General features: G+C 70.4%; 25 protein-coding genes and 1 riboswitch. Of the genes, 14 read left to right on the top strand and 11 right to left on the bottom strand.

Features of this window, described 5'->3' with window-relative positions; translation table 11 throughout:
- Positions 1-5 precede the first annotated feature (5 nt).
- Positions 6-851: a carbohydrate ABC transporter permease gene (locus ACH4YL_RS01660; RefSeq protein ID WP_398503705.1), complete on the top strand. Its 846-nt coding sequence runs from the start codon at positions 6-8 to the stop codon at positions 849-851.
- The gene (locus ACH4YL_RS01655) at positions 851-3,760 is read left to right on the top strand and encodes a glycoside hydrolase family 2 TIM barrel-domain containing protein (RefSeq protein ID WP_398503703.1); all 2,910 of its coding nucleotides are present in this window, start codon (positions 851-853) and stop codon (positions 3,758-3,760) included. The genes ACH4YL_RS01660 and ACH4YL_RS01655 overlap by 1 nt, the downstream gene beginning before the upstream one ends.
- Here the strand turns inward: ACH4YL_RS01655 and ACH4YL_RS01650 are convergent.
- Complete coding sequence (locus ACH4YL_RS01650) at positions 3,748-4,533, bottom strand: helix-turn-helix domain-containing protein (protein ID WP_398503701.1); 786 nt, start codon at positions 4,531-4,533, stop codon at positions 3,748-3,750. The two genes, ACH4YL_RS01655 and ACH4YL_RS01650, sit on opposite strands and share 13 nt — an antisense overlap.
- A gap of 160 nt (positions 4,534-4,693) precedes the next feature.
- Here ACH4YL_RS01650 and ACH4YL_RS01645 point away from each other — a divergent pair, with 160 nt between their 5' ends.
- Together ACH4YL_RS01645 and ACH4YL_RS01640 are read left to right on the top strand one after the other, a co-directional pair.
- Positions 4,694-5,476: a phytanoyl-CoA dioxygenase family protein gene (locus ACH4YL_RS01645; RefSeq protein WP_398504366.1), complete on the top strand. Its 783-nt coding sequence runs from the start codon at positions 4,694-4,696 to the stop codon at positions 5,474-5,476.
- Positions 5,473-5,742, top strand: a complete 270-nt coding sequence (locus ACH4YL_RS01640) for a hypothetical protein (RefSeq protein WP_398503699.1) — start codon at positions 5,473-5,475, stop codon at positions 5,740-5,742. The genes ACH4YL_RS01645 and ACH4YL_RS01640 overlap by 4 nt, the downstream gene beginning before the upstream one ends.
- 22 nt (positions 5,743-5,764) lie before the next feature.
- Here ACH4YL_RS01640 and ACH4YL_RS01635 read toward each other — a convergent pair whose 3' ends face one another.
- Entirely contained in the window at positions 5,765-6,346 is a 582-nt protein-coding gene (locus ACH4YL_RS01635; protein WP_398503697.1) for a putative glycolipid-binding domain-containing protein, read from the bottom strand.
- A 136-nt stretch (positions 6,347-6,482) separates the two neighbouring features.
- Between ACH4YL_RS01635 and ACH4YL_RS01630 the strand changes: the two genes are divergently transcribed.
- A complete protein-coding gene (locus ACH4YL_RS01630) occupies positions 6,483-7,709 on the top strand; it encodes a DUF2993 domain-containing protein (RefSeq protein ID WP_398503695.1) in 1,227 nt (408 codons plus the stop codon).
- A gap of 86 nt (positions 7,710-7,795) precedes the next feature.
- Here ACH4YL_RS01630 and ACH4YL_RS01625 read toward each other — a convergent pair whose 3' ends face one another.
- Positions 7,796-8,548, bottom strand: coding sequence for an ArsR/SmtB family transcription factor (locus tag ACH4YL_RS01625; protein ID WP_398503693.1), 753 nt, complete (start codon positions 8,546-8,548; stop codon positions 7,796-7,798).
- 76 nt (positions 8,549-8,624) lie between these two features.
- Positions 8,625-8,860: riboswitch (cobalamin riboswitch) on the top strand.
- A 123-nt stretch (positions 8,861-8,983) separates the two neighbouring features.
- Between ACH4YL_RS01625 and metE the strand changes: the two genes are divergently transcribed.
- Positions 8,984-11,296 (top strand): 5-methyltetrahydropteroyltriglutamate--homocysteine S-methyltransferase, encoded by a 2,313-nt coding sequence (metE, locus tag ACH4YL_RS01620; protein WP_398503691.1) that lies wholly within the window; start codon positions 8,984-8,986, stop codon positions 11,294-11,296.
- 65 nt (positions 11,297-11,361) lie between these two features.
- Here metE and meaB read toward each other — a convergent pair whose 3' ends face one another.
- The 4 genes from meaB to ACH4YL_RS01600 form a co-directional block, all read right to left on the bottom strand.
- Positions 11,362-12,357 carry a methylmalonyl Co-A mutase-associated GTPase MeaB gene (gene meaB, locus ACH4YL_RS01615; RefSeq protein ID WP_398503689.1) on the bottom strand — a complete coding sequence of 332 codons (996 nt, stop codon included), beginning with the start codon at positions 12,355-12,357 and terminating at the stop codon, positions 11,362-11,364.
- A gap of 4 nt (positions 12,358-12,361) precedes the next feature.
- Entirely contained in the window at positions 12,362-14,548 is a 2,187-nt protein-coding gene (scpA, locus tag ACH4YL_RS01610) for a methylmalonyl-CoA mutase (protein ID WP_398503687.1), read from the bottom strand.
- Positions 14,548-16,437, bottom strand: a complete 1,890-nt coding sequence (locus ACH4YL_RS01605; protein ID WP_398503685.1) for a methylmalonyl-CoA mutase family protein — start codon at positions 16,435-16,437, stop codon at positions 14,548-14,550. Before ACH4YL_RS01605 ends, scpA begins: the two co-directional genes overlap by 1 nt.
- A 95-nt stretch (positions 16,438-16,532) precedes the next feature.
- On the bottom strand, positions 16,533-17,732 hold the full coding sequence (locus tag ACH4YL_RS01600) for an MFS transporter (protein WP_398503683.1): 1,200 nt from the start codon (positions 17,730-17,732) through the stop codon (positions 16,533-16,535).
- Positions 17,733-17,786: 54 nt separating this feature from the next.
- Between ACH4YL_RS01600 and ACH4YL_RS01595 the strand changes: the two genes are divergently transcribed.
- The 6 genes from ACH4YL_RS01595 (at position 17,787) to ACH4YL_RS01570 (ending at position 22,110) form a co-directional block, all read left to right on the top strand.
- Complete coding sequence (locus ACH4YL_RS01595) at positions 17,787-18,155, top strand: MerR family transcriptional regulator (protein WP_398503681.1); 369 nt, start codon at positions 17,787-17,789, stop codon at positions 18,153-18,155.
- A 108-nt stretch (positions 18,156-18,263) separates the two neighbouring features.
- Positions 18,264-18,623 carry a VOC family protein gene (locus tag ACH4YL_RS01590; RefSeq protein ID WP_398503679.1) on the top strand — a complete coding sequence of 120 codons (360 nt, stop codon included), beginning with the start codon at positions 18,264-18,266 and terminating at the stop codon, positions 18,621-18,623.
- Positions 18,624-18,663: 40 nt separating this feature from the next.
- The gene (locus tag ACH4YL_RS01585; protein WP_398503678.1) at positions 18,664-19,464 is read left to right on the top strand and encodes a carbon-nitrogen hydrolase family protein; all 801 of its coding nucleotides are present in this window, start codon (positions 18,664-18,666) and stop codon (positions 19,462-19,464) included.
- Positions 19,465-19,491: 27 nt separating this feature from the next.
- The gene (locus ACH4YL_RS01580; RefSeq protein WP_398503676.1) at positions 19,492-20,133 is read left to right on the top strand and encodes a DUF6629 family protein; all 642 of its coding nucleotides are present in this window, start codon (positions 19,492-19,494) and stop codon (positions 20,131-20,133) included.
- Positions 20,134-20,239: 106 nt separating this feature from the next.
- The gene (locus ACH4YL_RS01575; RefSeq protein ID WP_398503674.1) at positions 20,240-20,614 is read left to right on the top strand and encodes a hypothetical protein; all 375 of its coding nucleotides are present in this window, start codon (positions 20,240-20,242) and stop codon (positions 20,612-20,614) included.
- 98 nt (positions 20,615-20,712) lie between these two features.
- A complete protein-coding gene (locus tag ACH4YL_RS01570) occupies positions 20,713-22,110 on the top strand; it encodes an NADP-dependent succinic semialdehyde dehydrogenase (RefSeq protein ID WP_398503672.1) in 1,398 nt (465 codons plus the stop codon).
- A gap of 9 nt (positions 22,111-22,119) precedes the next feature.
- Here the strand turns inward: ACH4YL_RS01570 and ACH4YL_RS01565 are convergent, their stop codons facing one another.
- Positions 22,120-22,602 carry an Lrp/AsnC family transcriptional regulator gene (locus ACH4YL_RS01565; RefSeq protein ID WP_398503670.1) on the bottom strand — a complete coding sequence of 161 codons (483 nt, stop codon included), beginning with the start codon at positions 22,600-22,602 and terminating at the stop codon, positions 22,120-22,122.
- Between the two features lie 73 nt (positions 22,603-22,675).
- On the opposite strand from ACH4YL_RS01565, the gene ACH4YL_RS01560 reads away from it, so the two are divergent.
- Positions 22,676-23,158 carry a DUF2000 domain-containing protein gene (locus tag ACH4YL_RS01560; protein ID WP_398503668.1) on the top strand — a complete coding sequence of 161 codons (483 nt, stop codon included), beginning with the start codon at positions 22,676-22,678 and terminating at the stop codon, positions 23,156-23,158.
- A gap of 17 nt (positions 23,159-23,175) precedes the next feature.
- On the opposite strand, the gene ACH4YL_RS01555 is transcribed toward ACH4YL_RS01560, so the two are convergent.
- On the bottom strand, positions 23,176-24,147 hold the full coding sequence (locus ACH4YL_RS01555) for an NADP-dependent oxidoreductase (RefSeq protein ID WP_398503666.1): 972 nt from the start codon (positions 24,145-24,147) through the stop codon (positions 23,176-23,178).
- 150 nt (positions 24,148-24,297) lie between these two features.
- Here ACH4YL_RS01555 and ACH4YL_RS01550 point away from each other — a divergent pair, with 150 nt between their 5' ends.
- Complete coding sequence (locus ACH4YL_RS01550; protein WP_398503664.1) at positions 24,298-24,684, top strand: winged helix-turn-helix transcriptional regulator; 387 nt, start codon at positions 24,298-24,300, stop codon at positions 24,682-24,684.
- Between the two features lie 64 nt (positions 24,685-24,748).
- On the opposite strand, the gene ssuE is transcribed toward ACH4YL_RS01550, so the two are convergent.
- A complete protein-coding gene (gene ssuE, locus ACH4YL_RS01545) occupies positions 24,749-25,303 on the bottom strand; it encodes an NADPH-dependent FMN reductase (RefSeq protein WP_398503662.1) in 555 nt (184 codons plus the stop codon).
- Between the two features lie 148 nt (positions 25,304-25,451).
- Complete coding sequence (locus tag ACH4YL_RS01540; protein WP_398503661.1) at positions 25,452-25,550, bottom strand: putative leader peptide; 99 nt, start codon at positions 25,548-25,550, stop codon at positions 25,452-25,454.
- Positions 25,551-25,669 lie beyond the last annotated feature (119 nt).

Below are 25,669 nucleotides of genomic sequence, written 5' to 3'. Positions count from 1 at the left end.
CCGCCATGCTCGGAACCAGGTCCATGAAGGGCACCCGGCCCAGAGGCATCGTCCTGCACCTCGCACTGATCGGCGGCGTACTCCTGTCGCTGTTCCCGTTCTACTGGACCGTCGTGATGTCGACGCACACGACGAGCGAGATCTTCCAGTTCCCGCCGAAGCTGCTGCCCGGCTCGCACTTCGGCGAGAACGTCAGCGCCCTCTTCGACAATGTCGACTTCTTCGGCTCGATGCTCAACTCCCTCATCGTCGCGGGCTCCGTGACGTTCCTCGTGCTGTTCTTCGACTCGCTGGCCGCCTTCGTCTTCGCGAAGTTCCACTTCCCCGGCCGCCGGGCGCTGTTCGTGATCATGATGGGCATCTTCATGGTGCCCGCCCAGCTCCAGGCCATTCCGCAGTTCGTGATCATGGCGCGGATCGGCTGGATCGGCTCGCTCACCGCGCTCGTCGTGCCGGCCGCGGCCAACGCCTTCGGCATCTTCTGGATGCGCCAGTACATGAAGCGCGCGATCCACGACGAACTGATGGACGCCTCCAAGCTCGACGGCTGCGGCTTCCTGCGCCAGTACTGGCACGTGGCCCTGCCGGTGGTCCGCCCCGGCCTCGCCTTCCTCGGCATCTTCACCTTCATGGGCCAGTGGAACGACTACGCCTGGCCGTTGATCGCCCTGGTCAACCCCGACCAGGTGACGCTCCAGGTCGCGCTGTCACAGCTCAACGGCGTTCATGGCACGACCGACTACGGGATGGTCATGACCGGCGCGCTGCTCGCGCTGATCCCGCTGCTGATCGTCTTCGCCGTCGGCGCCCGCCAGATGATCGCCGACCTGGCCAAGGGAGCCATCCGCTGATGGATGTACGTCCCTGGGAATCGCCCGAGATCACCTCGTGGAACCGGCTGCCGATGCACGCGGTGGACCGCAGGCCCGGCAGCGTCTCGCTGGACGGCTGCTGGCGCTTCCAGCTGCTGCCGGCGCCCGGCGCACCGCTCGCGGACCACTGGTCGGAGCTGGCGGTGCCCGGCGTCTGGACCATGCAGGACACCGAGGATCTGCCTCAGTACACCAATGTGCAGATGCCCTGGCCCGAGTACCCGCCGCTGTCGCCGGCCGCCAACCCGACCGGTGTGCACGAGCGCGAGTTCGACGTTCCCGCCGAGTGGGCGGGCCGTCGCATCGTCCTCCAGGTCGGAGCCGCCGAGAGCGTGCTGATCGTCGAGGTCAACGGCCGGTCCATGGGCATCGGAAAGGACTCGCACCTGGCGAGCGAGTTCGACATCACCGGTGCCGTACGGCCCGGCGAGCCCAACACCGTACGGCTGACGGTGGTCAAGTGGTCCGACGCCTCGCACATCGAGGACCAGGACCAGTGGTGGCACGGCGGCATCACCCGCTCCGTGCTGCTGTACGCCACCGACCCGCTGCATCTCGCGGACGTCAAGGTCCGGGCGGACCAGGGCGGTTCGCTGCGAGTGGACTGCCAGGTGCGCGGCCCGCTCGCGCGGGGCTGGCACATCAGCGGCGAACTCGACGGCGCCGAGCTCATCCAGAACGCGGAGTTCGACGGCGCCAACCAGGAGGAGGACCGCGTCTCGGACTTCCTCGGCGAGGCGCAACTGTGCGCATGGGTACCAGGCGTCACCCGCTGGTCCGCCGAGACGCCCGCCCTGTACGACCTCACCGTGCGGCTGCACCGCCCGGACGGCACCGTCGCCGACCGCTCGCACCACCGCATCGGATTCCGCGACATCGAGATCCGCGGCCGCGATCTGCTGATCAACGGCGAACGCGTCTACATCCGCGGCGTCAACCGCCACGACTTCCACCCGCTGACCGGCCGCACCGTCACCAAGGACGAGATGCGCGCCGACCTGGAGACCATCAAGCGCTTCGGCTTCAACGCCGTACGCACCTCGCACTATCCCAACGACCCGGCCCTGCTCGACCTCACCGACGAACTGGGCCTCTATGTCGTCGACGAGGCGGACATCGAGAGCCACGACCACGCACACGAGATCGCCGACGACCCGCGCTATCTGCCCGCCTTCGTCGACCGTGTCTCGCGCATGGCGCTGCGCGACAAGAACCGTCCCAGTGTCATCGTCTGGTCGCTGGGCAACGAGAGCGACTACGGCGCGAACCACGACGCCGCGGCCGGCTGGCTGCGCCGCCACGATCCGACACGGCCGCTTCAGTACGAAGGCGCGGCGAAGACAAACTGGTCATCGACCGAGATCGCGAGCGACATCCTCTGCCCGATGTACGCGTCCCTGGACGAGATCGTCGCCCACGCACGCTCGGGCACGCAGACCAAACCGCTGATCCTCTGCGAGTACTCGCACGCCATGGGCAACAGCAACGGCACCCTCGCCGACCACTGGTCCGCCATCGAGTCCACGCCGGGCCTACAAGGCGGATTCATCTGGGAGCTGTGGGACCACGGCATTCTGCAACGGCTGTCCGACGGCCGCCCCGCCGGACGGGCCGGCGAGGGCGCGTACGCGAACGGAGTGACCGCAGAGGGCTACCGCTGGGCCTACGGTGGCGACTTCGGCGACACGCCGAACGACGGCGCGTTCTGCGCGGACGGGCTCCTCTTTCCCGACCGCACACCCAAGCCCGCGATGTACGAACACCGCGAACTGGCCGCGCCCGTACGGCTGTCGTACGACGGCGAGACGCTGAGCGTCCACAACCATCAGCACTTCCGCGACCTGTTCCGGCTGCGCGCCGAATGGCTGCTCTCCGCCGAGAACGCGGGGGAGTCGACCGCACCCGCCCAGCTCCCCGACGTGCCGCCCGGCGGCCGCGCACCGCTCCCGCTCCCCGAAAACCTGCTGGCGGCGCTGCCCGCCGACAGCGGCGAGACCTGGCTGACACTGCGGGTGAGCACGGCTGTCGACGAGCCGTGGGCCCCGAGCGGCACGGAGGTGTGCACTCCGCAGATCCGGCTGCGCGAGCCGTCGCCCTTCCATCTCACCCCTGCCGAGGGCCGCGTCGAGGTCGACGACGCCGGGCTGCTCGTGCATCCGCTGCTCACCTCACCGCCCGTACTGAGCCTGTGGCGCGCGCCGACCGACAACGATCTGCTGGGCGGCGCGGCGGAGCACTGGCGCGGGCTCGGCCTGGACAGCCTGGTCCGCAAGCCGGTGTCAATCACCCGGGACGGCGACCGGGTGTCGGTCAGCTCCACGTACGACACGACGGCAGGCACGGTCCTGCACGAGCAGGTCTTCACTCCGGTCCGCGGAGGACTGCTCATCGAGGAGACCGCGGTCCTGCCGGAAGGCGTGTCCGATGTGGCGCGCGTCGGATCCGTCTTCGAGACGGTCAGCGAACTCGACTGCATTGAGTGGTACGGGCAGGGGCCCTGGGAGTCGTATCCGGACCGGTGCGCGGCCGGAGCCGTCGGGCATCATCGGGCCACGGTGGACGCCCTGTTCACGCCGTATCTTCGTCCTCAGGAGAGCGGCGGACGGCACGGCGTACGCGGCTTCTCGCTGATGCCTGCCGGCGTCGACGCCCCGGGGCTGGCGGTGCGGCTCGACGGCCCGCGGCAGGTCGCTGTCGGGCGCCACCGGGACCACGATCTCGCCGCGGCGGCCCATCACGACGAACTCACCCCGCGCGCCTGCCCGGTGGTCCATATCGACGCTGCACACCGCGGTCTCGGCACCGCCTCCTGCGGGCCCGACACGCTGCCGCGCTATCTGGTCGGCGCGGGAACCCATCGCTGGTCATGGGCCCTCTACCGGGTGTAGACGGGCGCGTCGGAAGCCCGCACCGCGCGCGGTGAGGCGCCGAGTTCGCGATGGCAGGCCTTGTTGAAGGCCTGCAGGTCGGGGATGCCCACGGCCGCCGCCACGGCCGGAATCGCGAGCGTCGACGCGCGCAGCAGATGGCGCGCCCGTTCCAGCCGCCTGCGGCGGACATGGGCGACCACGGTGAGGCCGGTCTCGGCGCGGAACAGCCGGGTGAGGTGGTTGTGCGAGACTCCGGCCGCCCGCGCGATCTCCGGAACCGTCAAGGGCTCGGCCAGATGGGCCTCGATGTGGGCCATGGCGGCGGCGACCGCGGGCGGCGGGCCTTCGGCGCGCGCGGTCGTGCTCAGCTCCACCACTTGCCAGAGCGCCGCCCACGCGGCGGCCGCCGCCTTCGCGGGCAGGCCGGGCATGGCCGTGACGCCGCCGCGGAGCAGCGCGGACAGCAGCGGTGCACCGGCGCCGGCGTCCTGCATCACCGGAACGGTGTGCCGCGCCCCCGAGTCAAAGAGCGATACGTGCGCGTACAGATGCTCCGACCGTCCGCGGTAGTGGAAGTGCGCCTCCTCGCCGGGCGGGATCAGGCTGACCCGGCCCGGACGGATCCGGTGGACCGTGCCGCCGAGGACGAGTTCGCCCTCGTAGCCGTACAGATGCAGCTGCCACAGACCGGCCAGCCGGAAGACGTCGTGCGGGCCGTGGGTGCCGTGCACTCCGACGCCGATGTTCGCCACGCGCGGGGCCTCGTCCAGCCTGATCTCCACCCGGTCCATGGTGAAAATCTACCAGCGGTGGATGATTGCAACCCACGACAGGCCCGTAGTTGGTTTCTAGGCTCGCCGTATGTCAACCAGAACAAGTGCCAGAGCAAGCACCAGTACAAGCGCCAGTACGAGCACCGGTGCAAGGACCGGGTTGCTCACCTCCGCCGAGATGGCGCGGTTCGTCGCGCACGGCTCGCTGCGGCTGGACGCGGTCGTGCCGCAGGAGATGAACGACCGGGCGATCGAGGTCCTGTCCGAGGGCATCCCCGACGTGCCGTACGGCACTCCGCTCGACCAGGCCTTCCCCGAGGGGTCGTTCGCCCGCCGACTCGTGGAACTCCCGGCGGTCGCCGGGGCCCTGAAGAGCCTCGTCGGACCCGCGCCGACCGTCGACCACCACGCCGTGCACATCCGCGAGCCCCGCGAGGGCAACGCCCAGCCGCTGCACGGCGACGCCATCATCGACGTACGCCCCGACGCCTTCGACGTCCAGCTCATGTACTACCCGCACGAGGTGACCGCCGACATGGGCGGCACCCTCAGCGTGCCGGGCAGCCATCTGCGCCGCACCAACGAGAGCGACACCGGGCGCTACCAGAATCTGCGCGGCCAGACCCGGCTGACCTGCCCCGCGGGCACCGTGGTGCTGCTGCACCACGGCCTGTGGCACGGCGGACGGCGCAACGACAGCGGCACCCGCCGCTTCATGTTCAAGATCCGTTTCAATCCGACTGTGCCGCAGGTGCGCCTGTGGGACACGAGCGACCTCGCCGATCCGGCCGTCGCCGAAGAACTGCGCACCGGCTTCCCGTGGTACGAACCCGCCACCGGCCGGCTGGAGATCTACAACCGGGTGCGCCTCTGGCGCGCCCTGACCGGCGACGACACCTTCGACATCGACTACTGGGCGACCCGCGTGGCCAACCGCCCGACGATCGGGAGCACCGCATGAGACAGCAGGTCCTCGTCCTCTACCTGGCGACGTCGGCGCTCGACTCGGAGGTGGTCGGCTGGGCGCGCTACGACGGCACCGGCCGCACCAGGCCGACCACGGGCGACAGCGACGAGCCGCCGTACGAGTCCGGAGTGCGCGCGCTCGAGGACGGCTGGCGGCTGTTCCAGGCCTCCCAGCTGATTCCGCCGCAGGCCGGCCACGAGTACGACACGTCGTTCCTCAAGCACGAGTTCTTCTTCGAGAAGCTGCACGAGACGGTCTGATACCGCCGAACGGCCCGCGGGGTCACGGCCGTCCGGCGTTCCCCGACATACGGTGCGCCAGACCGGGATAGTCGGTCACGAGTCCTTCTGCGTCGAACTCCAGGTCGCTGCGGAAGTCGCCCGACACAAAGCGGATGCGCGCACCGCTCCCGCTGCGCCGAAGGTGGGTGTACGACTGTTCCGACGCGTGCACGGTCAGATCCGGTACGGAGACCCAGGCCATCAGAAAGTCCCGCTCGCCGGGTCCGAGATGCAGTCCGTGCCGGAGCACCGGCATCGTGTTGGTCAGCGGGCACAGTCCCAGGTCGCAGTCGAGCGCGCCGTCGACCTCGGGCAGCGGCTCGCCGTCTGCCGTCCACCGGCCGGCGCCGTCGTGCAGCAGGTGCAGTTCGTGCGAACCGGTGGAGGTCGCGGCGCGCACCTGGAGCTCACGGGTCACAAAGTCGTCGCCGGTGTCCAGGTGGTACGAAATCCAGTACACCTCCGGCCGCGTCCCGACCGCCCGGCCGCGCGCCTGGAGGGTCGTGCCGGAGAACTCGGTCCAGGCTGTCTCGTAGCCCTGACTGGCAGTGACTTCCCAGGTGAGAACGTGAGATGTGACCATGGTCTCAGGCTAGCGGGCCGAAAGCCCTTGTACCGGGCGGGATGCCGGTCGTCGGAGCGTCGATCTTTGGCTCAAACCATTGCGAACGCACTGATGGACTTGCGTTCGAGGGTGGTCCGCATGGTGGGATGAGGCGATGCGACCCCCCACACGCATATCCACGCATTCACCCTCTGTCCCACCGCGCAGTCCGTACGACGAACTCGCCCAACTGGCAGATCCGGAACCGGATTACGCCGACTACGTCCCGAGGGACCCGCTGCAGCTCGGGCTCAGGTCGGACCTCGACGACGAGGACGACTGGGAGCCGCCCAACCACCGGGGCAGAAGCCGCTTCGGTGCGCTGCCCGCGCTGGTGAAGGTGACGCTCGCGACGGCCCTGTGCGCCGTGTGTCTGCTGCTCGCCGACCGCGTCGCCGAGGCGTATGCGCAGAGCCGCGCCGCCGACAAGCTCCAGAAGTCGCTCGGGCTCGCCACCCGGCCCGAAGTCGACATCCAGGGCTTTCCCTTCCTGACCCAGGTGCTCGGCGAGCGGATCGGCCGTGTCGACGTCACCGTGCCGGACGTCTCCGCCGACCGGGTCTCGCTGGCCGAGGTGCGAGCCACCGTGCGAGATGTACGCATCGTCGGCGACGCCCCGACCTCGATCAAGGGCGCGGTCATCGGCAAGCTCGACGGCGAGGTGCTGCTCTCCTTCGACGACCTCAACCGCGAACTGGGCGCATCGCAGCTGAAGTTCACCGGCAGCGGAGTCGACGGAGTCCGGATGAACGGCGAACTGGCCGTCGCCGGACAGGACGTGCGCGTACAGGCCCAAGCCCGCATCCGGCGCGACAACGGCAGCTCGCTGACCACCACCATCGACGGCATGCAGCTCGACATTCCCGGCGTGGCCGTCTACCGGCCCGGCAAGGACCCGGAGCACTCGGGCCTGCGGCTGCACCGTGAGACGGCCGAGCTGATCAGCCGCGAAGGAGCCCGCGCCAAGGCGCTGCTCTCGGTGCCGGCGATCGTCAAGCGGCTCGGAGTGTCCGAGGAGCAGGTGCGCAGGGCGCTGAAGAGCGAGGAGGAGCTGAACCGGCTCACCGGCGCACCGAAGTTCGCGGAGCGGCTGATGAAGGTCAACCTGGTCGACGTGGTGATCGAACATCCGCAGCTGCTCGAGAAGGTGGGCGTCGATCCCGCCCTGGTGAAGGGCCTGCTCGCGCTGAAGCCGCCGGAGCTGTCGGAGCGGCTCTCGCTCTCCTTCGAACTGCCGCGCTCGCTCCGCGAGTTGGAGCTGAGCGATGTCACGGTGGAGGAGCAGGGCATCAAGGCGCGCGTCGTCGGTTCCGGTCTGCGGCTGGGCAAGGCCGGTTCCTGACGCGCCGGCCGGACGGCTTCTCCGGTACGGGTGCGTTCATCGGGCGCTCGTACCGGAGTGCCTGTCCGCCACGATCCGCCGCCGCGTCAGGAGTACATCTGCGAACCGGGCGTGGTGAGCAGCTCGCCCGTCTCCAGCCAGGTCTTGAGGCCGGAGAGAATCATCGGCCAGCCGCCGTACAGCTCGTCGTTGGCGCCGTCGCGCAGCTGGTCGTGCGTGACGACCAGTCGGCAGGAGTCGCCGACCGGCTCGATGTCCCAGGTGACCCTGGTCGTGCCCTCGCTCTTCACCTCGTCGCTCCACAGCGCGACCATGCTCTGCACGAGTTTGCGCGGCGGATCGATCTCGAGGATCTCGCCCTCGCCGAGCAGGCCTTCGGCCTTCGGATGGCTCATCTCGAAGCGCCCGCCGGGCCTCCAGTCGGCCTTGATCCTCCCGCCGAAGTTGTACTTGCTGCGGATTTCGGGGTCGGTGATCGCCTCCCAGAGTCGCTCCGGTGTGGTGCGGATGTAAATCTCGAAGATCTTCTCCATCGGACTCTCCAGTCGGCTCTTGAGGCCACTGAGGCCAGCGGCCCACGGTTCCGCGTACTTGCTCACCCACCGGTCGTGGACGAGCCGGATGGGCACGGGGTTCAGGAAGTGGAGCTTCTCCCGGCCGCGGCGTCTGGTCACCACAAGGCCCGCCTCTTCGAGCTGCTTGAGGTGCTTCATCACGCCGAAGCGGGTGATGTCGAACCGCGCCTCGAGCGCGCTGAGCGTCTGCCCGTCCTCCCGGAAGAGCTCGTCGAGGAGGCTGCGTCGCGTCGGGTCCGCCAGTGCCTTGAACACTTCGTCCACGCTCACCAAAATAGGTGACCTTTTGGTCACCTGTCAATGGTCCGGCAAATCCGTGGGTCCCGGCCGGATCGGCGGTTAGGCTGACCTCGCAGCTGGTTCGCCCTGCCCTCCAGGCAGGCGCGTCGCAAGAGGGAATCCGGTGAGAGTCCGGAACTGCCCCGCAGCGGTGAGTGGGAACGACCGCCGTCTTACGCACTGGCCCCGGACCACGGGACTGGGAAGCGACGGCCAGTAGATGCCTTCGTACGAGGAATTCCTTCGTCGACGGCGCGCCCGCGAGTCCGAAGACCTGCCACTGCCCGTGCGCGAACGCGCGCGGAGATCTCGGTGACCTCGCGGGAGGGTCGGCGGTACGGGCAGACGCAGGCAGCTGCCCCTCCTTCGCGTTCCGCGGTGCTCCGAGGTCATGGACGAGTACTCGCGAAGGAGAGTTCCGTGACCACCAGCTCCACATCCCCAGGCTCCCGGGCCACCGTCCACGGCTACCCGCGCCAGGGCCCCGACCGCGAACTGAAGAAAGCGATCGAGGGCTACTGGAAGGGCCGCGTCGGCGCGCAGTCGCTGACGGAGACGGCCGCCGCCCTGCGCCGGGCCAACTGGCGGCAGCTCGCCGACGCCGGCATCCACGAAGTGCCGACCGGAGACTTCTCGTACTACGACCATGTGCTGGACACCAGCGTCATGGTCGGCGCTATTCCCGACCGTCACCGCGCGGCCGTCGAAGCCGACCCGCTCGACGGCTACTTCGCCATGGCCCGCGGCACCCAGGACGTCGCGCCGCTGGAAATGACCAAGTGGTTCGACACCAACTACCACTACCTCGTCCCCGAACTCGGCCCCGGCACCGAGTTCACCGCCGACTCCGCAAAGCAGGTCGCGGAGTTGAAGGAGGCGATCGCGCTCGGACACACCACCGCCCGGCCGGTCGTCGTCGGCCCCCTCACCTATCTGCTGCTCGCCAAGCCCGCGCCCGGCGTCCCCGCCGACTTCCAGCCGCTCACCCTGCTGGACCGGCTGCTTCCGGTGTACGAGAAGGTGCTCTCCGACCTGCGGGCGGCGGGTGCGCAGTGGGTGCAGCTCGACGAGCCGGCGCTCGTGCAGGACCAACCGCCTGCCGTGCTGAGCGCCGCCACCCGCGTCTACCGCCACCTCGGCTCCCGCGACGACCGCCCGAAGCTCCTCGTCGCCTCCTACTTCGACCGGCTCGGCGAGGCGCTGCCGGTACTCGCGAAGGCGCCGGTCGAGGGGCTGGCGCTCGACTTCACCGGGCCCGCCGCCGCCAACCTCCAGGACCTCGCCGCCGTCGGCGGTCTGCCGGGCAAGCGGCTCGTGGCCGGAGTCGTCGACGGCCGCAATGTGTGGATCAACGACCTCGGAAGGTCGACGGTCACCCTCGCCACCCTGCTCGGGCTCGCCGGCACGGTGGACGTGGCTCCCTCCTGCTCACTGCTCCATGTGCCGCTCGACGCCGCGGCGGAACGCGATGTCGACACCCAGGCCGCGCGCTGGCTCGCCTTCGCCCGGCAGAAGACCGCCGAGGTCGTCACGCTCGCCCGCGGACTGACCGAGGGCGCCGACGCCATCACCGCCCAACTCGCCGCCAACCGCGCCGATCTGCACTCCCGTGCCGCCTCTGCGCTGACCCACGACCCCGCTGTGCGCGCCCGCACGGCCGCCGTCACCGACGCGGACACCCGGCGCACCCTGCCGTACACCGAGCGCTCGGCGGCCCAGCGCTCGCGCCTGCGGCTGCCGCTGCTGCCGACGACCACGATCGGCTCGTTCCCGCAGACCGCCGAACTGCGCACCGCGCGCGCGGACCTGCGGGCCGGCCGCATCACCGCCGAGCAGTACGAGGAGCGCATCGGCGCCGAGATCCGCGAGGTGGTCGCCTTCCAGGAGAAGGCCGGCATCGATGTGCTCGTACACGGCGAGCCCGAGCGCAACGACATGGTGCAGTACTTCGCCGAGCAGCTGAGCGGCTGCCTCGCCACCCAGAACGGCTGGGTCCAGTCGTACGGCACCCGCTATGTCCGGCCGCCGATCCTGGCCGGCGACATCTCCCGGCCCGACCCGATGACCGTGCGCTGGACCCGGTACGCGCAGTCGCTGACCGACCGCCCGGTCAAGGGCATGCTCACCGGCCCTGTCACCATGCTCGCCTGGTCCTTCGTCCGCGACGACCAGCCGCTCGCCGAGACCGCCCGCCAGGTCGCGCTGGCGCTGCGCGACGAGGTGAACGACCTGGAGGCGGCCGGGACTTCGGTGATCCAGGTGGACGAGCCCGCGCTGCGCGAGACGCTGCCGCTGCGCAGCGCCGGACGGGCGGCGTACCTGGCCTGGGCGACGGAGGCGTTCCGGCTGGCCACCGGCGGAGTGCGGCCGGACACACAGATCCATACGCACATGTGCTACGCGGAGTTCGGCGACATCCTGGCCGCGATCGGCGACCTCGACGCCGATGTCATCAGCCTGGAGGCCGCCCGCTCCCATATGCAGGTCGCCGACGAACTCGCCGAGGCCGGCTATCCCCGCGAGGTGGGGCCCGGCGTCTATGACATCCACTCACCGCGGGTGCCCAGCGCCGAGGAGGCAACGGCCCTGCTGCGCAAGGGACTTGAGGCCATTCCGGCCGAACGGCTCTGGGTCAACCCGGACTGCGGCCTCAAAACCAGGGGCTGGCACGAGGTCCGTACCTCGCTGGAGCATCTGGTGGCCGCGGCCCGCGACATGAGGTCCGCGCTCTGACCGGCGGCTGACCGGAGTGCCCGACCGGTACGGCAGGGGGCGGGCCGCATCCCGCCCCCTGCCCGCTACCGGGTGTCAGACCGCTGAAACGCGGCCAGGATGCGTTCGGCGGCCAACGTGGCCGTCAACTCGCCGTCCCGTACCTGCCGTTCGAGGCCGGGAGCGAGCGCCCGCACCTGCGGATGGCTGCGCAGCCGGTCGCGCAGCTCGTCGTGGACCATCGTCCACGCCCAGTCGATCTGCTGGTCACGGCGCTTGGCCGCGAGCCGCCCGGTCGAGTCGAGCAGCGAACGATGCTGCTCCAGACGCTCCCAGACCACATCGAGCCCGGTTCCTTCACGGGCGCTGCAGGACAGCACCGGGGGAGTCCAGGCGGCGTCGGGTGAGTGCATCAGCCGCAGCGCACCGGCCAGTTCACGCGCGGCGGACCGGGCATCGCGCTCGTGCGGGCCGTCCGCCTTGTTCACCGCGATCACATCGGCCAGCTCCAGCACGCCCTTCTTGATGCCCTGGAGCTGGTCGCCGGTGCGCGCGAGGCTCAGCAGCAGGAACGAGTCCACCATGTTGGCAACGGCGGTCTCCGACTGGCCGACGCCGACCGTCTCCACCAGCACCACGTCGTAACCGGCCGCCTCCATCACGATCATGGTCTCGCGGGTCGCCTTGGCCACGCCGCCGAGCGTGCCCGAGGTGGGCGATGGACGCACGAACGCGGCAGGGTCCACCGCAAGCCGCTCCATCCGGGTCTTGTCACCGAGGATGGAGCCGCCGGTACGGCTCGACGACGGGTCGACGGCCAGCACCGCGACCCGGTGCCCGAGACCGGTGAGCATCGTGCCGAGCGCGTCGATGAACGTGGACTTCCCGACGCCCGGAACGCCGCTGATCCCGACCCGCCGGGCCGTACCGGAGTACGGCAGCAGCTCGGTCAGCAACTGCTGGGCGAGGCCGCGGTGATCGGCCCGGGTGGACTCCACGAGCGTGATGGCGCGGGCGATGTGCGCCCGCGACCCGTCACGCACACCCTTCACATACGTATCGATGTCGATCGTCGGTGGCATGGGCCTACAACTCGTGGCCGAGCGCGGCGCCCAGGGTCTTCACCAGGCCCTGCGCGGCGTCCGGGATCACCGTGCCGGGCGGGAACACCGCGGCCGCGCCCGCCTCGTGGAGGGTCTGGACGTCCTGCGGCGGAATCACCCCGCCCACCACGATCATGATGTCCTCGCGGCCCTCGGCGGCCAGCTCCTCGCGCAGCGCGGGCACCAGCGTGAGATGCCCGGCGGCCAGCGAGGAGACGCCGACGATGTGGACATCCGCCTCGACCGCCTGGCGGGCCACCTCGGCCGGCGTCTGAAACAGCGGGCCGACGTCCACGTCGAAGCCGAGGTCGGCGAAGGCGGTCGCGATCACCTTCTGGCCGCGGTCATGGCCGTCCTGGCCCATCTTGGCGACCAGGATGCGCGGACGGCGGCCCTCGGCCTCCTCGAACTCCTCGACCAGGGTGCGGGTCTGCTCCACGGCGGGTGACGTCCCTGCCTCGTTCCGGTACACACCGGAGATCGTACGGATCTGTCCCGAGTGGCGTCCGTACACCTTCTCCAGGGCGTCGGAGATCTCGCCGACCGTCGCCATCGCGCGCGCCGCGTCCACGGCGAGCGCCAGCAGATTGCCGTCGCCGCGGTCCGCCGCCCCGGTCAGCGCCCGCAGCGCGTCCTGGCAGACGTTCTCGTCGCGCTCCGCACGCAGCCGCCGCAGCTTCTCGATCTGCTGCGTGCGCACCGAGGAGTTGTCGACCTTCAGGACGTCGATCTGCTCGTCGGTCTCCACCCGGTACTTGTTCACGCCGATGACGGGCTGGCGCCCGGAGTCGATGCGTGCCTGCGTACGGGCCGCGGCCTCCTCGACGCGCAGCTTCGGGATGCCCGCGTCGATGGCCTTCGCCATGCCGCCCGCGGCCTCGACCTCCTCGATGTGCTGCCAGGCGCGCCGGGCGAGGTCGTGCGTGAGCCTCTCGACATACGCACTGCCGCCCCACGGGTCGATGACCCGGCAGGTGCCCGACTCCTGCTGGAGCAGCAGCTGGGTGTTGCGGGCGATCCGCGCGGAGAAGTCGGTCGGCAGGGCCAGCGCCTCGTCCAGCGCGTTGGTGTGCAGCGACTGGGTGTGTCCCTGTGTGGCGGCCATGGCCTCGACACAGGTGCGGGTGACGTTGTTGAAGACGTCCTGCGCCGTCAGCGACCAGCCCGAGGTCTGGCAATGGGTGCGCAGCGAGAGCGACTTGGGGTTCTGCGGGTCGAACGTCTTGACCAGCTTGGCCCACAGCAGCCGGGCGGCCCGCAGCTTGGCGATCTCCATGAAGAAGTTCATGCCGATCGCCCAGAAGAACGACAGCCGCGGCGCGAAGGCGTCCACGTCGAGGCCCGCGCCGAGTCCGGCCCGCAGATACTCCATCCCGTCGGCGAGCGTGTACGCCAGCTCCAGATCGGCCGTCGCTCCGGCCTCCTGGATGTGATAGCCGGAGATGGAGATGGAGTTGTAGCGGGGCATCTTCTGCGAGGTGTACGCGAAGATGTCCGAGATGATCCGCATCGAGGGCCCGGGCGGATAGATGTAGGTGTTGCGGACCATGAACTCTTTGAGGATGTCGTTCTGGATGGTCCCGGCCAGCTTCTCGGGCGGTACGCCCTGCTCCTCGGCGGCCACGATGTACAGCGCGAGAACGGGCAGCACGGCCCCGTTCATCGTCATCGACACGCTCATCCGGTCCAGCGGAATGCCGTCGAACAGCTGGCGCATGTCGTAGATCGAGTCGATGGCCACACCCGCCATGCCGACATCGCCCGTCACCCGCGGATGGTCGCTGTCGTAGCCACGGTGGGTCGGCAGATCGAAGGCGACCGACAGACCCTTCTGCCCGGCGGCCAGATTGCGCCGGTAGAACGCGTTGGACTCCTCGGCGGTGGAGAAGCCCGCGTACTGACGGATCGTCCACGGCTGGTTGACGTACATCGTCGGATACGGGCCGCGCAGATACGGCGCGACGCCCGGGTAGGTGCCGAGGAAGTCGAGACCGGCCAGATCCTCATCGGTGTACAGCGGCTTGACCGGGATGCCTTCCGGCGTGTCCCACACCAGGTCGCCCGTGTCTTTGCCGGTGGACTCCTTGACGGCGCTGCGCCACTGGTCCTCGGAGACGCCGGACGCGCTGCCGGCCCCGAGGTCGATTCCTGAGAAGTCCGGGATCCGCATCAATTCACTCCGATCCGGTCGAGTACGGAGGTGAGGACGGCAACCGCGTCCCCGCCCGCGACGACGAACTCGTCGACTCCGGCCCGTACATAGGTCTCACGCTGCTCACCCGGGCGGCCCGCGAGAAGGACCCGCAGTGCGCCGGCCGACTTCAGCGCCTCGGCGACACCCGCCGCCTGCTCGGCGTAGAGCGCGTCGCTGGAACAGATGCAGGCGACCGAGGCGCCGCTGGCGGCGAACGCCGCAGCGGCCGATTCCGCGTCGACGGAAACCGGGTCGTGGACCGGTTCGAGGCCACCGGCCTGGAAGAGATTGACGGCGAACGAGGCGCGCGCGGTGTGCGCCGACGCCGGGCCGATGGCCGCGACAAACACCCGCGGGCGTGCGCCGGTGGCGGCCAGATGCGCGTCGGAACGGGCGCGCAGGGTCTCGTACGCCTCGTCCCGGCGCACTCGCGGCAGTCCGCCGGACGGTGCCGCGGGAGCGGGATCGCGCTCCACCGGGGCCTGGTCGAGCAGCGGGAACTCGCTGACGCCGGTGACCGGTTCACGCCGCTTGGCCAGGTTCTTCTTGCGGTCCTGCCAGGTCGCGCCGATCCGCTCGGACACCAGACCGCCGCGCAGCGCGGCCAGTTGGCCGCCCGCGCGCTCGATCTCCTGGAACCAGGCCCAGGCGGCGTGCGCGAGTTCGTCGGTGAGCTGCTCCACGTACCAGGAACCGCCCGCCGGGTCGATGACGCGGCCGACGTGCGACTCCTCGAGCAGGATCGTCGAGGTGTTGCGGGCGATCCGGCGGGCGAAGCCGTCCGGAAGACCGAGTACATGGTCGAAGGGCAGCACGGTCACGGAATCCGCCCCGCCGACGCCCGCGGCGAGCGAGGCGACGGTGGTGCGCAGCATGTTCACCCATGGATCGCGCCGGGTCATCATCACCGAGGACGTCACCGCGTGCTGGCGCTGGGCGCCGGCGGCGGGATCAGCACCACAGGCCTCGGCGACGCGGGCCCAGACGCGGCGTGCGGCGCGGAGCTTCGCGATCGTCAGGAACTGGTCGGCGGTGGCCGCGTAGCGGAACTCCAGCTGACCGCACGCCGCTTCGACGCTCAGCCCGCCGTCGACGAGCGCCCGCAGATACGCGACCCCCGTCGCCAGCGAGCAGCCCAGCTCCTGCGCCGCGGATCCGCCGGCCTCGTGGTACGGCAGCGCGTCGACGGTCAGCGCCCGCAGGGCCGGCCACTCGCGTGCACACAGTGCCGCCGTCGCGACCGCGTCCGAGACATCGAGAGCCTCGCCGGTCCGGGCCTCGTACCCGATCGGGTCGCCGCCGAGGTTGCCGCTCGCCGACTCCCTGGGGACGCCCCGCTTCTCGTACAGGCTCAGCAACTCCTGGGCGGCGGCACCGAATTCGGATCCGGCGTCGAGCACAACGGGAGCCAGGTCGAGAAAGACGCCGTCCAGCGCTGCGGCGAGCCCGGAGACCGGTACTCCGGCCGCGCCGACGGACAGCCAGAGCGAGGTGACCCCGTTCTCCAGGTCCGCAAGCACGGCTTCGTTCGTACGCACCGGATCGGGCCGGTCGTGCCGCTGGCGTACGTCCCAGCCGGAGACCGCGCCGGCCTCGGGCCTGCCGCCCCGGGTGAAGGGAGCGAAGCCGGGGAACCCGGCGCTGTCCGGGCCGTCCGCCGCCGTGTCTGCCGGGTCTGCCGTATAGAGAGGACGGGTCGTGAGACCGTCCTCGAGAGCCGTGGACAACGCGTCCTCGGCAGCCGTGTCCGGCGTGTCCTTGCCTGCCTTGCGCAGCACGCCGGCCACCAGTCGCTGCCACTGCTCATGGGTGACATCCGGGAATTCGGCGGCCAGTGAGAACCCGTCATCGGGGAGGACCGTCATGCTCAGATGCTAGGTCAAGCACACAACTGGGCAGCAGGTCCGAGGGCTGTGACCTTGCACTCTCCGGACGGCCTTGATCCTTCCACGCGGATGGACTACCTGGGAGCCGCGGGTCGCAGGAGTCCGCCGCAGGCGACCAGCGCAGCGAGCACCAGAGGCAGCGCGGTCCACGGCAACCACGCCGCCCCCGCGCCGTCCAGCACGACCCCGCCCGTCAGCGACCCTCCCGCGATCCCCACGTTGTAGACCGTCGCCTGCATCGACGTCGCCACATCCGCGTTCGCCGGACCCGAGCTCCCGACCAGCGACGTCTGCAACAACGTGGGCGCGCCCCCGAACGCCGCCCCCCACACGCCGACCGCGACCAGCATCACCGCGGGACGGTCCCCGGCCGCCCCCAGTACGAGCATCGCGCCCCCGATCACTCCCAGCGCCGTCAACAGCGCCGCCCGCAGATGCCGGTCGACGACGACCCCGACCGTCCAGATGCCCGCGACCGTCGCGATGCCGAAGACAAAGAGCACCACACCGGCCTGAGGGAACCCGGCGCGCCCGGCGAACGGACCCAGGTACGTGTACATCGCCTGATGACCCAGCAGCAGAAGCAGCGTGACGGCCAGCACGCCGGGTATCCCGCGCAGCGTCGCGACCCGGCGCAGCGGCATCCGCCCGCCGGCCGGTTCGCCCGGAAGGCCGGGCACACACAGCCGCACCCACACCACAAGAGCCAGCGGCAGCACGGCCAGCGCGGCGAACGCGGCCCGCCAGCCGAAGACGCTCGCGAGAGCGGTGCCCGCCGGGACGCCGAGACAGAGCGCGACGGTGATCCCGGCCAGGACGACGGCGATCGCGCGGCCCCGGCGTTCGGCCGGGACCATCCGGGCCGCACAGCCGGCCAGCATCGCCCACAGCGTGCCGCCCATCGCGCCCGCCACGAGCCGCGCCGCGAACGTCAGGCCGTACGAGGAGGAGAACGCGGTCACCGCATTGCACAGCGCGAATCCGGCGAGCGTGCCGATCAGCACCCGGCGGCGCGGCTGCCCGCGCAGCGCGGCGGTCAGCGGGATCGCGGCGAGGAAGGAAGCGGCCGCGTACGCCGTGACGAGGAAGCCGACGCGGCCTTCCGGCACCTGGAGGCTGTCGCCCATCCGAAGCAGCAGCCCGGCCGGAAGCAGCTCGGTCATCACGGCCGTGAACGCCGCCATGAACAGAGCGGACAGGCCCCACCACGGCAGGCCCGCGGCGGATGGAGCGGGCTGCGGACGGGCGGCGTTCGCGGTCGATGCGGTCGGCATGCGACCATGGTGAAACCTTCACATCAATGTGAAGGCAAGGAGATTCGTGCGGCCATGAAGATCGGCGAGCTGTCCCGGCGCACCGGCGTCCCCACCAGGATGCTGCGCTACTACGAGGAACAGAACCTGCTGCACCCGCAGCGGTCCGAGAACGGCTACCGCTCGTACGACGCCGCCGCGGTCCACCGGGTCCAGCAGATCCGCGGGCTGCTCGACTCCGGCCTCACCACGGAGATCATCCGCAGGATCCTGCCGTTCCTCACCGAACCGGACGAGATCCATGTCCATCCTCAGTGCCTGACGGAGGAGACGGCCGGGCTGCTGCGCGGCGAGGCGGAGCGGATCCAGCAGCGGATCGAGTGCCTGGCGCGCAACCGCGACGCGATCCTCGCCTACCTCGCCGCGGTCCGGCCGGAGGCCTGACGGGCCGGGTGCGGCGCCCCAGGGCCGGTCGTACGGTGGGACCGACTGGCACCGTGGAACGACTGGCACTGTGAACGACTGGCACCGTGCGAAAGGCGGGACTTGGCGATGGCCGGTGAGATCTCCTTCTTCGAACTGGGTGTGGGCGACCCCGAACAGGCGCGTACGTTCTACAGCGGGCTGTTCGGCTGGACCTTCGAGCCGGGCACGACGGACGGCGGCGGCTTTGCGATCACCACGCCCAATGTCCCCGGCGGAGTCCACGGCGGCGACACCGGCGCGAGCCCGTACCTCTTCTTCCGCGTCGACGACATGTTGACCGCGCTCGACAAGGTCCGTGAACTCGGCGGCACGATCGACGACTTCGACGCCGGCGACGACGACGAGACGGCCGCCCGCTTCGGCCGCTTCAAGCTCTGCCACGACAATCAGGGTTCGCCGTTCGGGCTGCACGAGCCGCCGAAGTGAGAATGGGGCAGTCGGCAGCGGCCCACGAGGAAGGACCTTCATGCGCATCGCTCTGAGCCAGATCACCACCGGCCCCGACCCCAAGAGGAACCTGGACGTCGTGCGCGAACAGGCCCACCTCGCCGCGGAGTCCGGCGCCCGCCTCGTCGCCTTTCCCGAAGCGACGATGGCCTGCTTCGGAGTGAAGCTCGGGCCGCTGGCCGAACCCCTGGACGGGCCTTGGGCCACCGAGCTGCGAGGCATCGCCAAGGAGGCCGGGCTGGTCGTGGTCGCCGGGATGTTCACTCCGGCTCCCGACGGCAAGGTGACCAACACGCTGCTGGCCACCGGACCCGGCGTCGAGGCCTCCTACGACAAGATCCATCTGTACGACGCCTTCGGCTTCGCCGAGTCCGACACTGTCGCCGCCGGCTCCGAGGTCGTCACCATCGACGTCGACGACGTCCGTATCGGCCTCGCCACCTGCTACGACGTCCGCTTCCCCGAACTGTTCCGGGCACACGCCGACGCGGGAGCCGTCGTCTCGCTGCTGCCCGCGTCCTGGGGCGCGGGCCCCGGCAAGCGCGAGCAGTGGGAGCTGCTGATCCGCGCGCGGGCGCTCGACGCCACGCTCTGGCTCGCGGCCGTCGGCCAGGCCGACCCGGCGGCGTCCGGCGCGACGGTCACCTCCAAGGCCCCCACCGGCATCGGATTCAGCGCGGTCGTCGGCCCGGACGGGGCGGTCCGGGACCGGCTCGGCATGGAACCGGGGCTGCTGGTCGCGGACCTGGACATCGAGGAGGTCGCTTCCGTGCGCCGTGCGGTGCCGGTGCTCGCCAATCGCAGGCTGCCGCAGAACTGACGGCGATCGCGGGGAACGGATGACCCCATGTGCTGGAGCGCGACCGCCGACCTCGTGGCGGGCATCGGCGTCTCCGCGATCGGAGTGGTCTGTGTGGCGCACGTACGGCGGGCCCGCGATCTGCCGCTCGCCGCGCTGCCGCTGCTGCTCGGCGCGCACCAGATCATCGAGTCCGTCGTCTGGCGCAGCGGCGGCGGACCGGGTCCGGCGACCGACGCCTGGGCCGTCATCGCGCTGCCGCTGCTGCCGTTCTGGGTGCCGCTCGCCGTCCTGGCGGCCGCGACCGGCCGGGCCGTGCGACGCCGGCTGATCGTCCCCGTGGCCGCCGGGCTCGCCACGTCCGCGGTGCTCGTGTACAGCCTCGTCACCCGGACGGTGACGGCCGAGATCCGCGGACACACCATCGGCTATGTCATCGGCCTGCCGCAGTCGCCGCTGGTGGTCGCCGGGTATCTGCTGGCCACCGTCGGAGCGCTGCTCCTCGCCGGCGACCCGGTGCTGCGGCTGCTCGGAGTCGTGGTCGGCGCCGGTGCGGTGGTCTGCGCGGCGCTGTGGCGCATGGAGTTCGTCTCGACCTGGTGCGCACTCGCCGCGGTCGCCTCGGTCGTCCTGCTGGGCTGGGTGCGGCGGCGGGAGCGGACGCCGCCGATGGCGCGCGTGACGGGCTGAATCCGATACTCCGGGACCCGTCGGCACGTCCCGCTCGCATTCGGTGCGGCGACGGGCGAGCCTGTAGGTGACGGTGCGGGAACAACGCCCGAGAGCGAGGAACACGGTGAACAGGACCGAGCACTCCACCACGCCGGTCGTGGTGACGATCAGCGGTTGTGCCAAGGAGGACGCCGACACCGTCTTCCGCGTACTGAAGCAGTCCTACGAGTCCGACCGTGCGGACGACGACGCCCCGCAGTACGTGTCCGAAGGCCATCAGACCGTGTGGACGGCGACCTTCGAGGTCTCCGGAACGCAGACCGCGGCCGGACCCGCGGCGCTGACCGCGCCCGTCGAGGCCGAGATGCAGGGCGGCTACTGGGCGGTCGACCGGATGGAGGAGACACTCGCGTCCGCGTTCAGCGTCCGCGTGGAGGGCATGGCGGCGGGGGACCAGGAGAAGGACGTGCAGATGCGTCTGGAGAGCGGAAGCCGCTAGGTCGTGTCCGCGACGGCCGTACGAGCCGCATTGCCGGACGGGCCGAACCGCGCAAGTGTCTCAAGTGTCCAAGGACCGAGTCCGAGGAGGACAGTGCCATGCCCATCGCCACGGTGAACCCGGCCACCGGTGAGACGCTCCGGACCTACGACGCGATCGGCGCCGACGAGATCGAAAGGCGGCTCGCGCTCGCCGAGAGCGCCTTCCGCGAGCACCGCACCACCGACTTCGCCACGCGGTCGCGGCTGCTGCACCGTGCGGCGGACCTGCTGAGCGAAGACCAGGACGACATCGCCCGCACCATGACCACCGAGATGGGCAAGCCGATCGCGGCCGCCCGGGCGGAGGCCGCGAAGTGCGCCAAGGCGATGCACTGGTACGCCGAGCACGCCGAGGCCCTGCTGGCCGACGAGCACCCGGCGGACGCCGACGTCAAGGACTCCGGGGCCACTCAGGTGGTCGTGCGCTACCGACCGATCGGCGTCGTACTGGCCGTCATGCCGTGGAACTTCCCGCTCTGGCAGGTCGTGCGCTTTGCCGCACCCGCCCTGATGGCGGGCAACACAGGACTGCTCAAGCACGCCTCGAACGTCCCGCAGACCGCGATCTATCTGGAGGATCTCTTCAGGCGCGCGGGATATCCCGAAGGCTGCTTCCAGACGCTGCTCGTGGGGTCCGGCGCCGTCGAAGGGATTCTGCGCGACAGCCGGGTGGCCGCGGCGACCCTCACCGGCAGTGAGCCCGCCGGGCGCTCGGTCGCGTCCATCGCTGGCGACGAGGTGAAGAAGACCGTTATGGAGCTCGGCGGCAGTGACCCCTTTGTCGTGATGGCCTCGGCGGACATCGAGAAGGCCGCCGCCACCGCCGTCACCGCCCGTGTCCAGAACAACGGCCAGTCCTGCATCGCGGCAAAGCGATTCATCGTGCACTCCGACGTCTACGACGCGTTCTGCGAGCGCTTCACCGCCGGTATGCGGGCGCTGCCGGTCGGCGATCCGATGGAAGAGGACGTCAAGGTGGGACCGCTCGCCACGGAGCAGGGCCGGGCGGACCTCGAGGAGCTGGTCGACGACGCGCTGAACCTCGGCGCGACGGCGCTGTGCGGCGGCCGGCGTCCCAAGGACTTCGACAGCGGCTGGTACTACGAGCCCACCATCCTGGCCGGTATCACCGCCGGCATGCGCATCCACCGCGAGGAGGCTTTCGGCCCGGTGGCCACGGTCTACCGCGTGGCGGACGTGGACGAGGCGGTCGGACTCGCCAACGACACGCCGTTCGGCCTGAGCTCCAATGTGTGGACGCGGGACACCGCCGAAGTCGGCCGGTTCGAGCGGGACATCGAGGCCGGCGGCGTGTTCTTCAACGGGATGACCGCCTCCCACCCGGCCCTGCCGTTCGGCGGCGCCAAGCGCTCCGGCTACGGCAGGGAGCTGTCGGGCCACGGCATCCGCGAGTTCTGCAACATCACCACGCTCTGGCACGGCCCCGCCGCCTGACCCGCAACGTCACGCCTGGCCCCGCCGCCGGCCGGCCGGCGGCGTGATCGAGCGTGACTGGACATGCTCGTACACCATCGTCGACTGCACGTCCGCGACCTCGCGGCGCTCGGTGAGACGGTCGATGACAAAGGCGTACAGGCCGTTCACATCCGGGACCGCGACATGGATCAGGAAGTCGTGCGGCCCTGAGGTGACGAACAGCCCGATGGTCTCGGGCAGTTGGGCCGCCCACTCGCGAAAGCCCTCGATGACCGGGCGCGACGGCGGCCGGATCCGCACCGAGATCAGCGCCTGCACCGGACGGCCGACCGCCTCCAGGTCCAGCGCCGCGTGGTAGCCGCCGATGACGCCGCGCTCGCGCAGCGCCTTGACGCGCTCCAGCGAGGTGGACGGCGAGACACCGGTCTTGGCGGCCAGATCGCGGTTGGTCTGCCGTGCATCGTCCTGCAGCTCCCGCAGCAGAGCCCAGTCCAGTGCATCAAGTTCCACGATTGTGCTCCTTGGCCTGACAAAGTTCGGTGGATCTCCCCAGCGTACGCATCATTGCCTAGCGTTCTGCGGTATGACCGCTCAGAACGACATGACGGCCCCGTTGTTGTCTCCTGAAGACGTCCGTATCGATCTGTCGACCCGCCAGGCCAAGCTGAAGTGGGTCATCGTCGTCGACGAGGAGCTGCCCGCCGGGCGGGCGGCGAACGCCGCGGCCTGCATGGCCGCGGCCGTCGGCAAGGCCCTTCCGGACCTGCTCGGCGGCCACGCCCACGACGGCTCGGGCACCGTCCACCCGGGACTGCCCTGGCTCGGCTGTTCCGTACTGGCCGCGGACACGGCCACGCTGCGCGAACTGCGCGAGAAGGCCGTCGACAAGGACGGCTTCTTCGTCGCCGACATGCCCGAACTCGCCCAGAGCACCCGGGTCTACACCGAGTACCTCGAACAGCTCGCCGGAATGAAGCGCGAGGAACTGACGTACCACGCGGTCAGCCTCGTCGGCCCGCGCAACCAGGTGAGCAAGCTGGTCGGCAGGCTCGACCTGCTGCGCTGAGACCGGCGAGGCGGCGCTCAGCCGGTCACCCGCAGCACCAGCTTGCCGCGCGTGCGGCCCGTCTCGCCGCGGCGGTGCGCCTCGGCCGCGTCCGCCAGCGGCAGCACGTCCTCGACCTCGACCCGCACCTCGCCCTTGTCGATCAGCGAGGCGATCCGGGCGAGCGCCGGGCCGTCCGGCTCCACCAGGTAGGGCTTCGCCGACAGGCCCTGCGCCTCGGCCGCCTCCTTCAGCTCGGCAGATACGCCCGAGGGCACCGCGATGACCGTGCCGCCGGGGCGCAGGGTCTTCAGCGAGCGGACGCCGGTCGAGTCGTGGCCGTCACCGATCAGATCGATCACGACGTCGACGTCCCGCACCACGTCCTCGAAGCGGACCGCGGTGTAGTCGACCAGCTCGTCGGCGCCGAGCGAGCGCAGCCAGTCGTGCTTCCCGGCCCGTGCGGTGCCGATGACATGCGCGCCGAGGTGCTTGGCGAACTGCACGGCGAGGTGCCCGACACCGCCTGCGGCGGCATGGATCAGCACCCGCTGGCCCGCCTCGACCTGCGCGGCGTCGACGAGTGACTGCCACGCGGTGAGTCCGGCGAGCGGCACGGCGGCGGCCACGTCGTGGCCGGCCGTCGCGGGCTTGCGCGCGAACTGCCGCGCGGGCGCCGTCACATACTCCGCGTACGCACCGGCCGGGCGCGGGAACCACGGCATCCCGTACACCTCGTCGCCGACCTCGAGCGTATGGACGCCGAAGCCGACCTCCTCCACGACACCGGACACGTCCCAGCCGAGGATGTGCGGCGGCGGCCCGAACAGGCCGGCCATGCCGCTGCCGCCGCGGGTCTTCCAGTCCACCGGGTTCACTCCGGCCGCATGCACCCGCACCAGCACCTCGGTGGGCAGCGGCTCGGGCCGGGGCACCTCGGCCAGGCGCAGCACCTCGGGCCCGCCGAAGGTGTCCTGGGTGATCGCGCGCATGGTCTGGCTGGCAGACATATGGGTTCTCCTGCAAGGCATGCCGGCGGACTCACCGCCGGCGGCTGATCAACGACAGCGAAAAGCTACCCGAGGGGTAGTGGTAACCCGCAAGGGCTATTACTATCTCTCGGGAAGCATCCAGCTCACGGCCGCACGAAGGCAGGTTCCATGTCCATACCCTGTACGACGGGCCGGCACGACGACCACGACGTGTTCGCGGCACAGTGCCCGTGCCGCGATGTTCTCGACGTGCTGGCGAGCAAGTGGTCGGCGCTGGCGATCGGCGCGATGGAGGAGGGCCCGCAGCGCTTCGGCTCGATCCAGCGCCGTCTCGAGGGAGTCAGCCCCAAGGTGCTGACCAACACGCTGCGCCGACTGGAGACGCTCGGCTTCGTCGACCGTACGGTCTATCCCGCCGTCCCGGCGCATGTCGAGTACGCGCTGACGCCGCTCGGCCGCGGCGTCGCCGAACCGCTCGGCCTGTTGCGCGGCTGGGTCGAGGGCCACCTCGACGAGATCCGCTCCGCCGGGACCGAAGCCCCGGCCCAGGTCTGACCGGTCGGCCGGCGCGAGGTGGACTCCTCGCGGGCCAGGCCCTCCTGGCCCGCGCGCACCGTTGTCAGCCGACGGCCGCGAGCACCGCGGGCCGCCCCAGAGCCGCGGAGAACGTGTCGACGACCTGACCGAGGCCTTCCGCCGCCGCGGGCGCGATCGTGAGACCGCCGTCGTCGCCGACCACGATGTCCTTGTCGAGAGTGAACCAGCCCGGGACGACATGAGTCGCGCCCATCGAGGTCAGCACCGGACGCAGCGCGTAGTCGATGGCCAGCACATGCGCGGTGGTGCCGCCGGTGGCCAGCGGAAGCACGGTCTTGCCGGCGAGGGCGTACTGCGGAAGCAGATCCAGCAGTGCCTTGAGGACTCCGGAGTACGAGGCCTTGTAGACGGGAGTGCCGACAACGATCCCGTCGGCGCGCGCGAAGAGTTCGGTGGCCTCGACGATCGCCGGATGCTTGAAGTCGGCGCCCAGCAGCGCCTCCGCGGGGACGGTACGGATGTCGAGGGGGAGCACCTCGTGGCCGAGCGAGGCGAGCCGGGCGTCGAGATGACGCAGCAGCCGGCCGGTGCGGGAGGTGGGGGAGGGACTTCCGGACACGGACAGGACGACGGACATGAGTGACTCCTGGGAAGCGAAATTCCGGTTGCGGTCACCGAATTCGGACAGGCGGGAATTCCGCGGGGAATTCTTCATGTGCCTGCAACAATTGATTCGGGGAAAACGTCGTGCCGGGCGGCGGCAGGACGTGCGGTAACGGGCCCTGCTAGCGGGCAGAGCGGCACGTGGCGCGGCAACAGGAGGCACTGGAGACACGGGCGAGGTCGACATGGCGTCGCCGTGTGAGGTCCAGTCGCGTCTTCATGTCATCGATCAAACAAGCGCGAGTACCGGCCAGTCAAGGGATTCCGGATCGGTCTCGCATACCGGACCTGCGGGCGGGCCGCGAAATTCAACAGGACCGGTTCATCCTGAATGCATCGC

The organism is Streptomyces sp. NPDC020681 (genome assembly GCF_044334895.1).
Classification (GTDB): Bacteria; Actinomycetota; Actinomycetes; order Streptomycetales; family Streptomycetaceae; genus Streptomyces.
The sequence above is the reverse complement of the archived record's forward strand: the minus strand, read 5'-3'. Positions and strand labels throughout refer to the sequence as shown.

Coding starts and splice junctions, on each gene's coding strand:
- ACH4YL_RS01660 (WP_398503705.1), top strand. CDS start 6: ATGCTCGGAACCAGGTCCATGAAGGGCACCCGGCCCAGAGGCATCGTC.
- ACH4YL_RS01600 (WP_398503683.1), bottom strand. CDS start 17,732: ATGCCGACCGCATCGACCGCGAACGCCGCCCGTCCGCAGCCCGCTCCA.
- ACH4YL_RS01540 (WP_398503661.1), bottom strand. CDS start 25,550: ATGAAGACGCGACTGGACCTCACACGGCGACGCCATGTCGACCTCGCC.
- ACH4YL_RS01635 (WP_398503697.1), bottom strand. CDS start 6,346: ATGGTCACATCTCACGTTCTCACCTGGGAAGTCACTGCCAGTCAGGGC.
- ACH4YL_RS01605 (WP_398503685.1), bottom strand. CDS start 16,437: ATGACGGTCCTCCCCGATGACGGGTTCTCACTGGCCGCCGAATTCCCG.
- ACH4YL_RS01550 (WP_398503664.1), top strand. CDS start 24,298: ATGTCCATACCCTGTACGACGGGCCGGCACGACGACCACGACGTGTTC.
- scpA (WP_398503687.1), bottom strand. CDS start 14,548: ATGCGGATCCCGGACTTCTCAGGAATCGACCTCGGGGCCGGCAGCGCG.
- ACH4YL_RS01655 (WP_398503703.1), top strand. CDS start 851: ATGGATGTACGTCCCTGGGAATCGCCCGAGATCACCTCGTGGAACCGG.
- ACH4YL_RS01555 (WP_398503666.1), bottom strand. CDS start 24,147: ATGTCTGCCAGCCAGACCATGCGCGCGATCACCCAGGACACCTTCGGC.
- ACH4YL_RS01630 (WP_398503695.1), top strand. CDS start 6,483: ATGCGACCCCCCACACGCATATCCACGCATTCACCCTCTGTCCCACCG.
- meaB (WP_398503689.1), bottom strand. CDS start 12,357: ATGCCACCGACGATCGACATCGATACGTATGTGAAGGGTGTGCGTGAC.
- ACH4YL_RS01640 (WP_398503699.1), top strand. CDS start 5,473: ATGAGACAGCAGGTCCTCGTCCTCTACCTGGCGACGTCGGCGCTCGAC.
- ACH4YL_RS01570 (WP_398503672.1), top strand. CDS start 20,713: ATGCCCATCGCCACGGTGAACCCGGCCACCGGTGAGACGCTCCGGACC.
- ssuE (WP_398503662.1), bottom strand. CDS start 25,303: ATGTCCGTCGTCCTGTCCGTGTCCGGAAGTCCCTCCCCCACCTCCCGC.
- ACH4YL_RS01580 (WP_398503676.1), top strand. CDS start 19,492: ATGTGCTGGAGCGCGACCGCCGACCTCGTGGCGGGCATCGGCGTCTCC.
- ACH4YL_RS01595 (WP_398503681.1), top strand. CDS start 17,787: ATGAAGATCGGCGAGCTGTCCCGGCGCACCGGCGTCCCCACCAGGATG.
- ACH4YL_RS01650 (WP_398503701.1), bottom strand. CDS start 4,533: ATGGACCGGGTGGAGATCAGGCTGGACGAGGCCCCGCGCGTGGCGAAC.
- ACH4YL_RS01585 (WP_398503678.1), top strand. CDS start 18,664: ATGCGCATCGCTCTGAGCCAGATCACCACCGGCCCCGACCCCAAGAGG.
- ACH4YL_RS01560 (WP_398503668.1), top strand. CDS start 22,676: ATGACCGCTCAGAACGACATGACGGCCCCGTTGTTGTCTCCTGAAGAC.
- ACH4YL_RS01645 (WP_398504366.1), top strand. CDS start 4,694: ATGGCGCGGTTCGTCGCGCACGGCTCGCTGCGGCTGGACGCGGTCGTG.
- ACH4YL_RS01590 (WP_398503679.1), top strand. CDS start 18,264: ATGGCCGGTGAGATCTCCTTCTTCGAACTGGGTGTGGGCGACCCCGAA.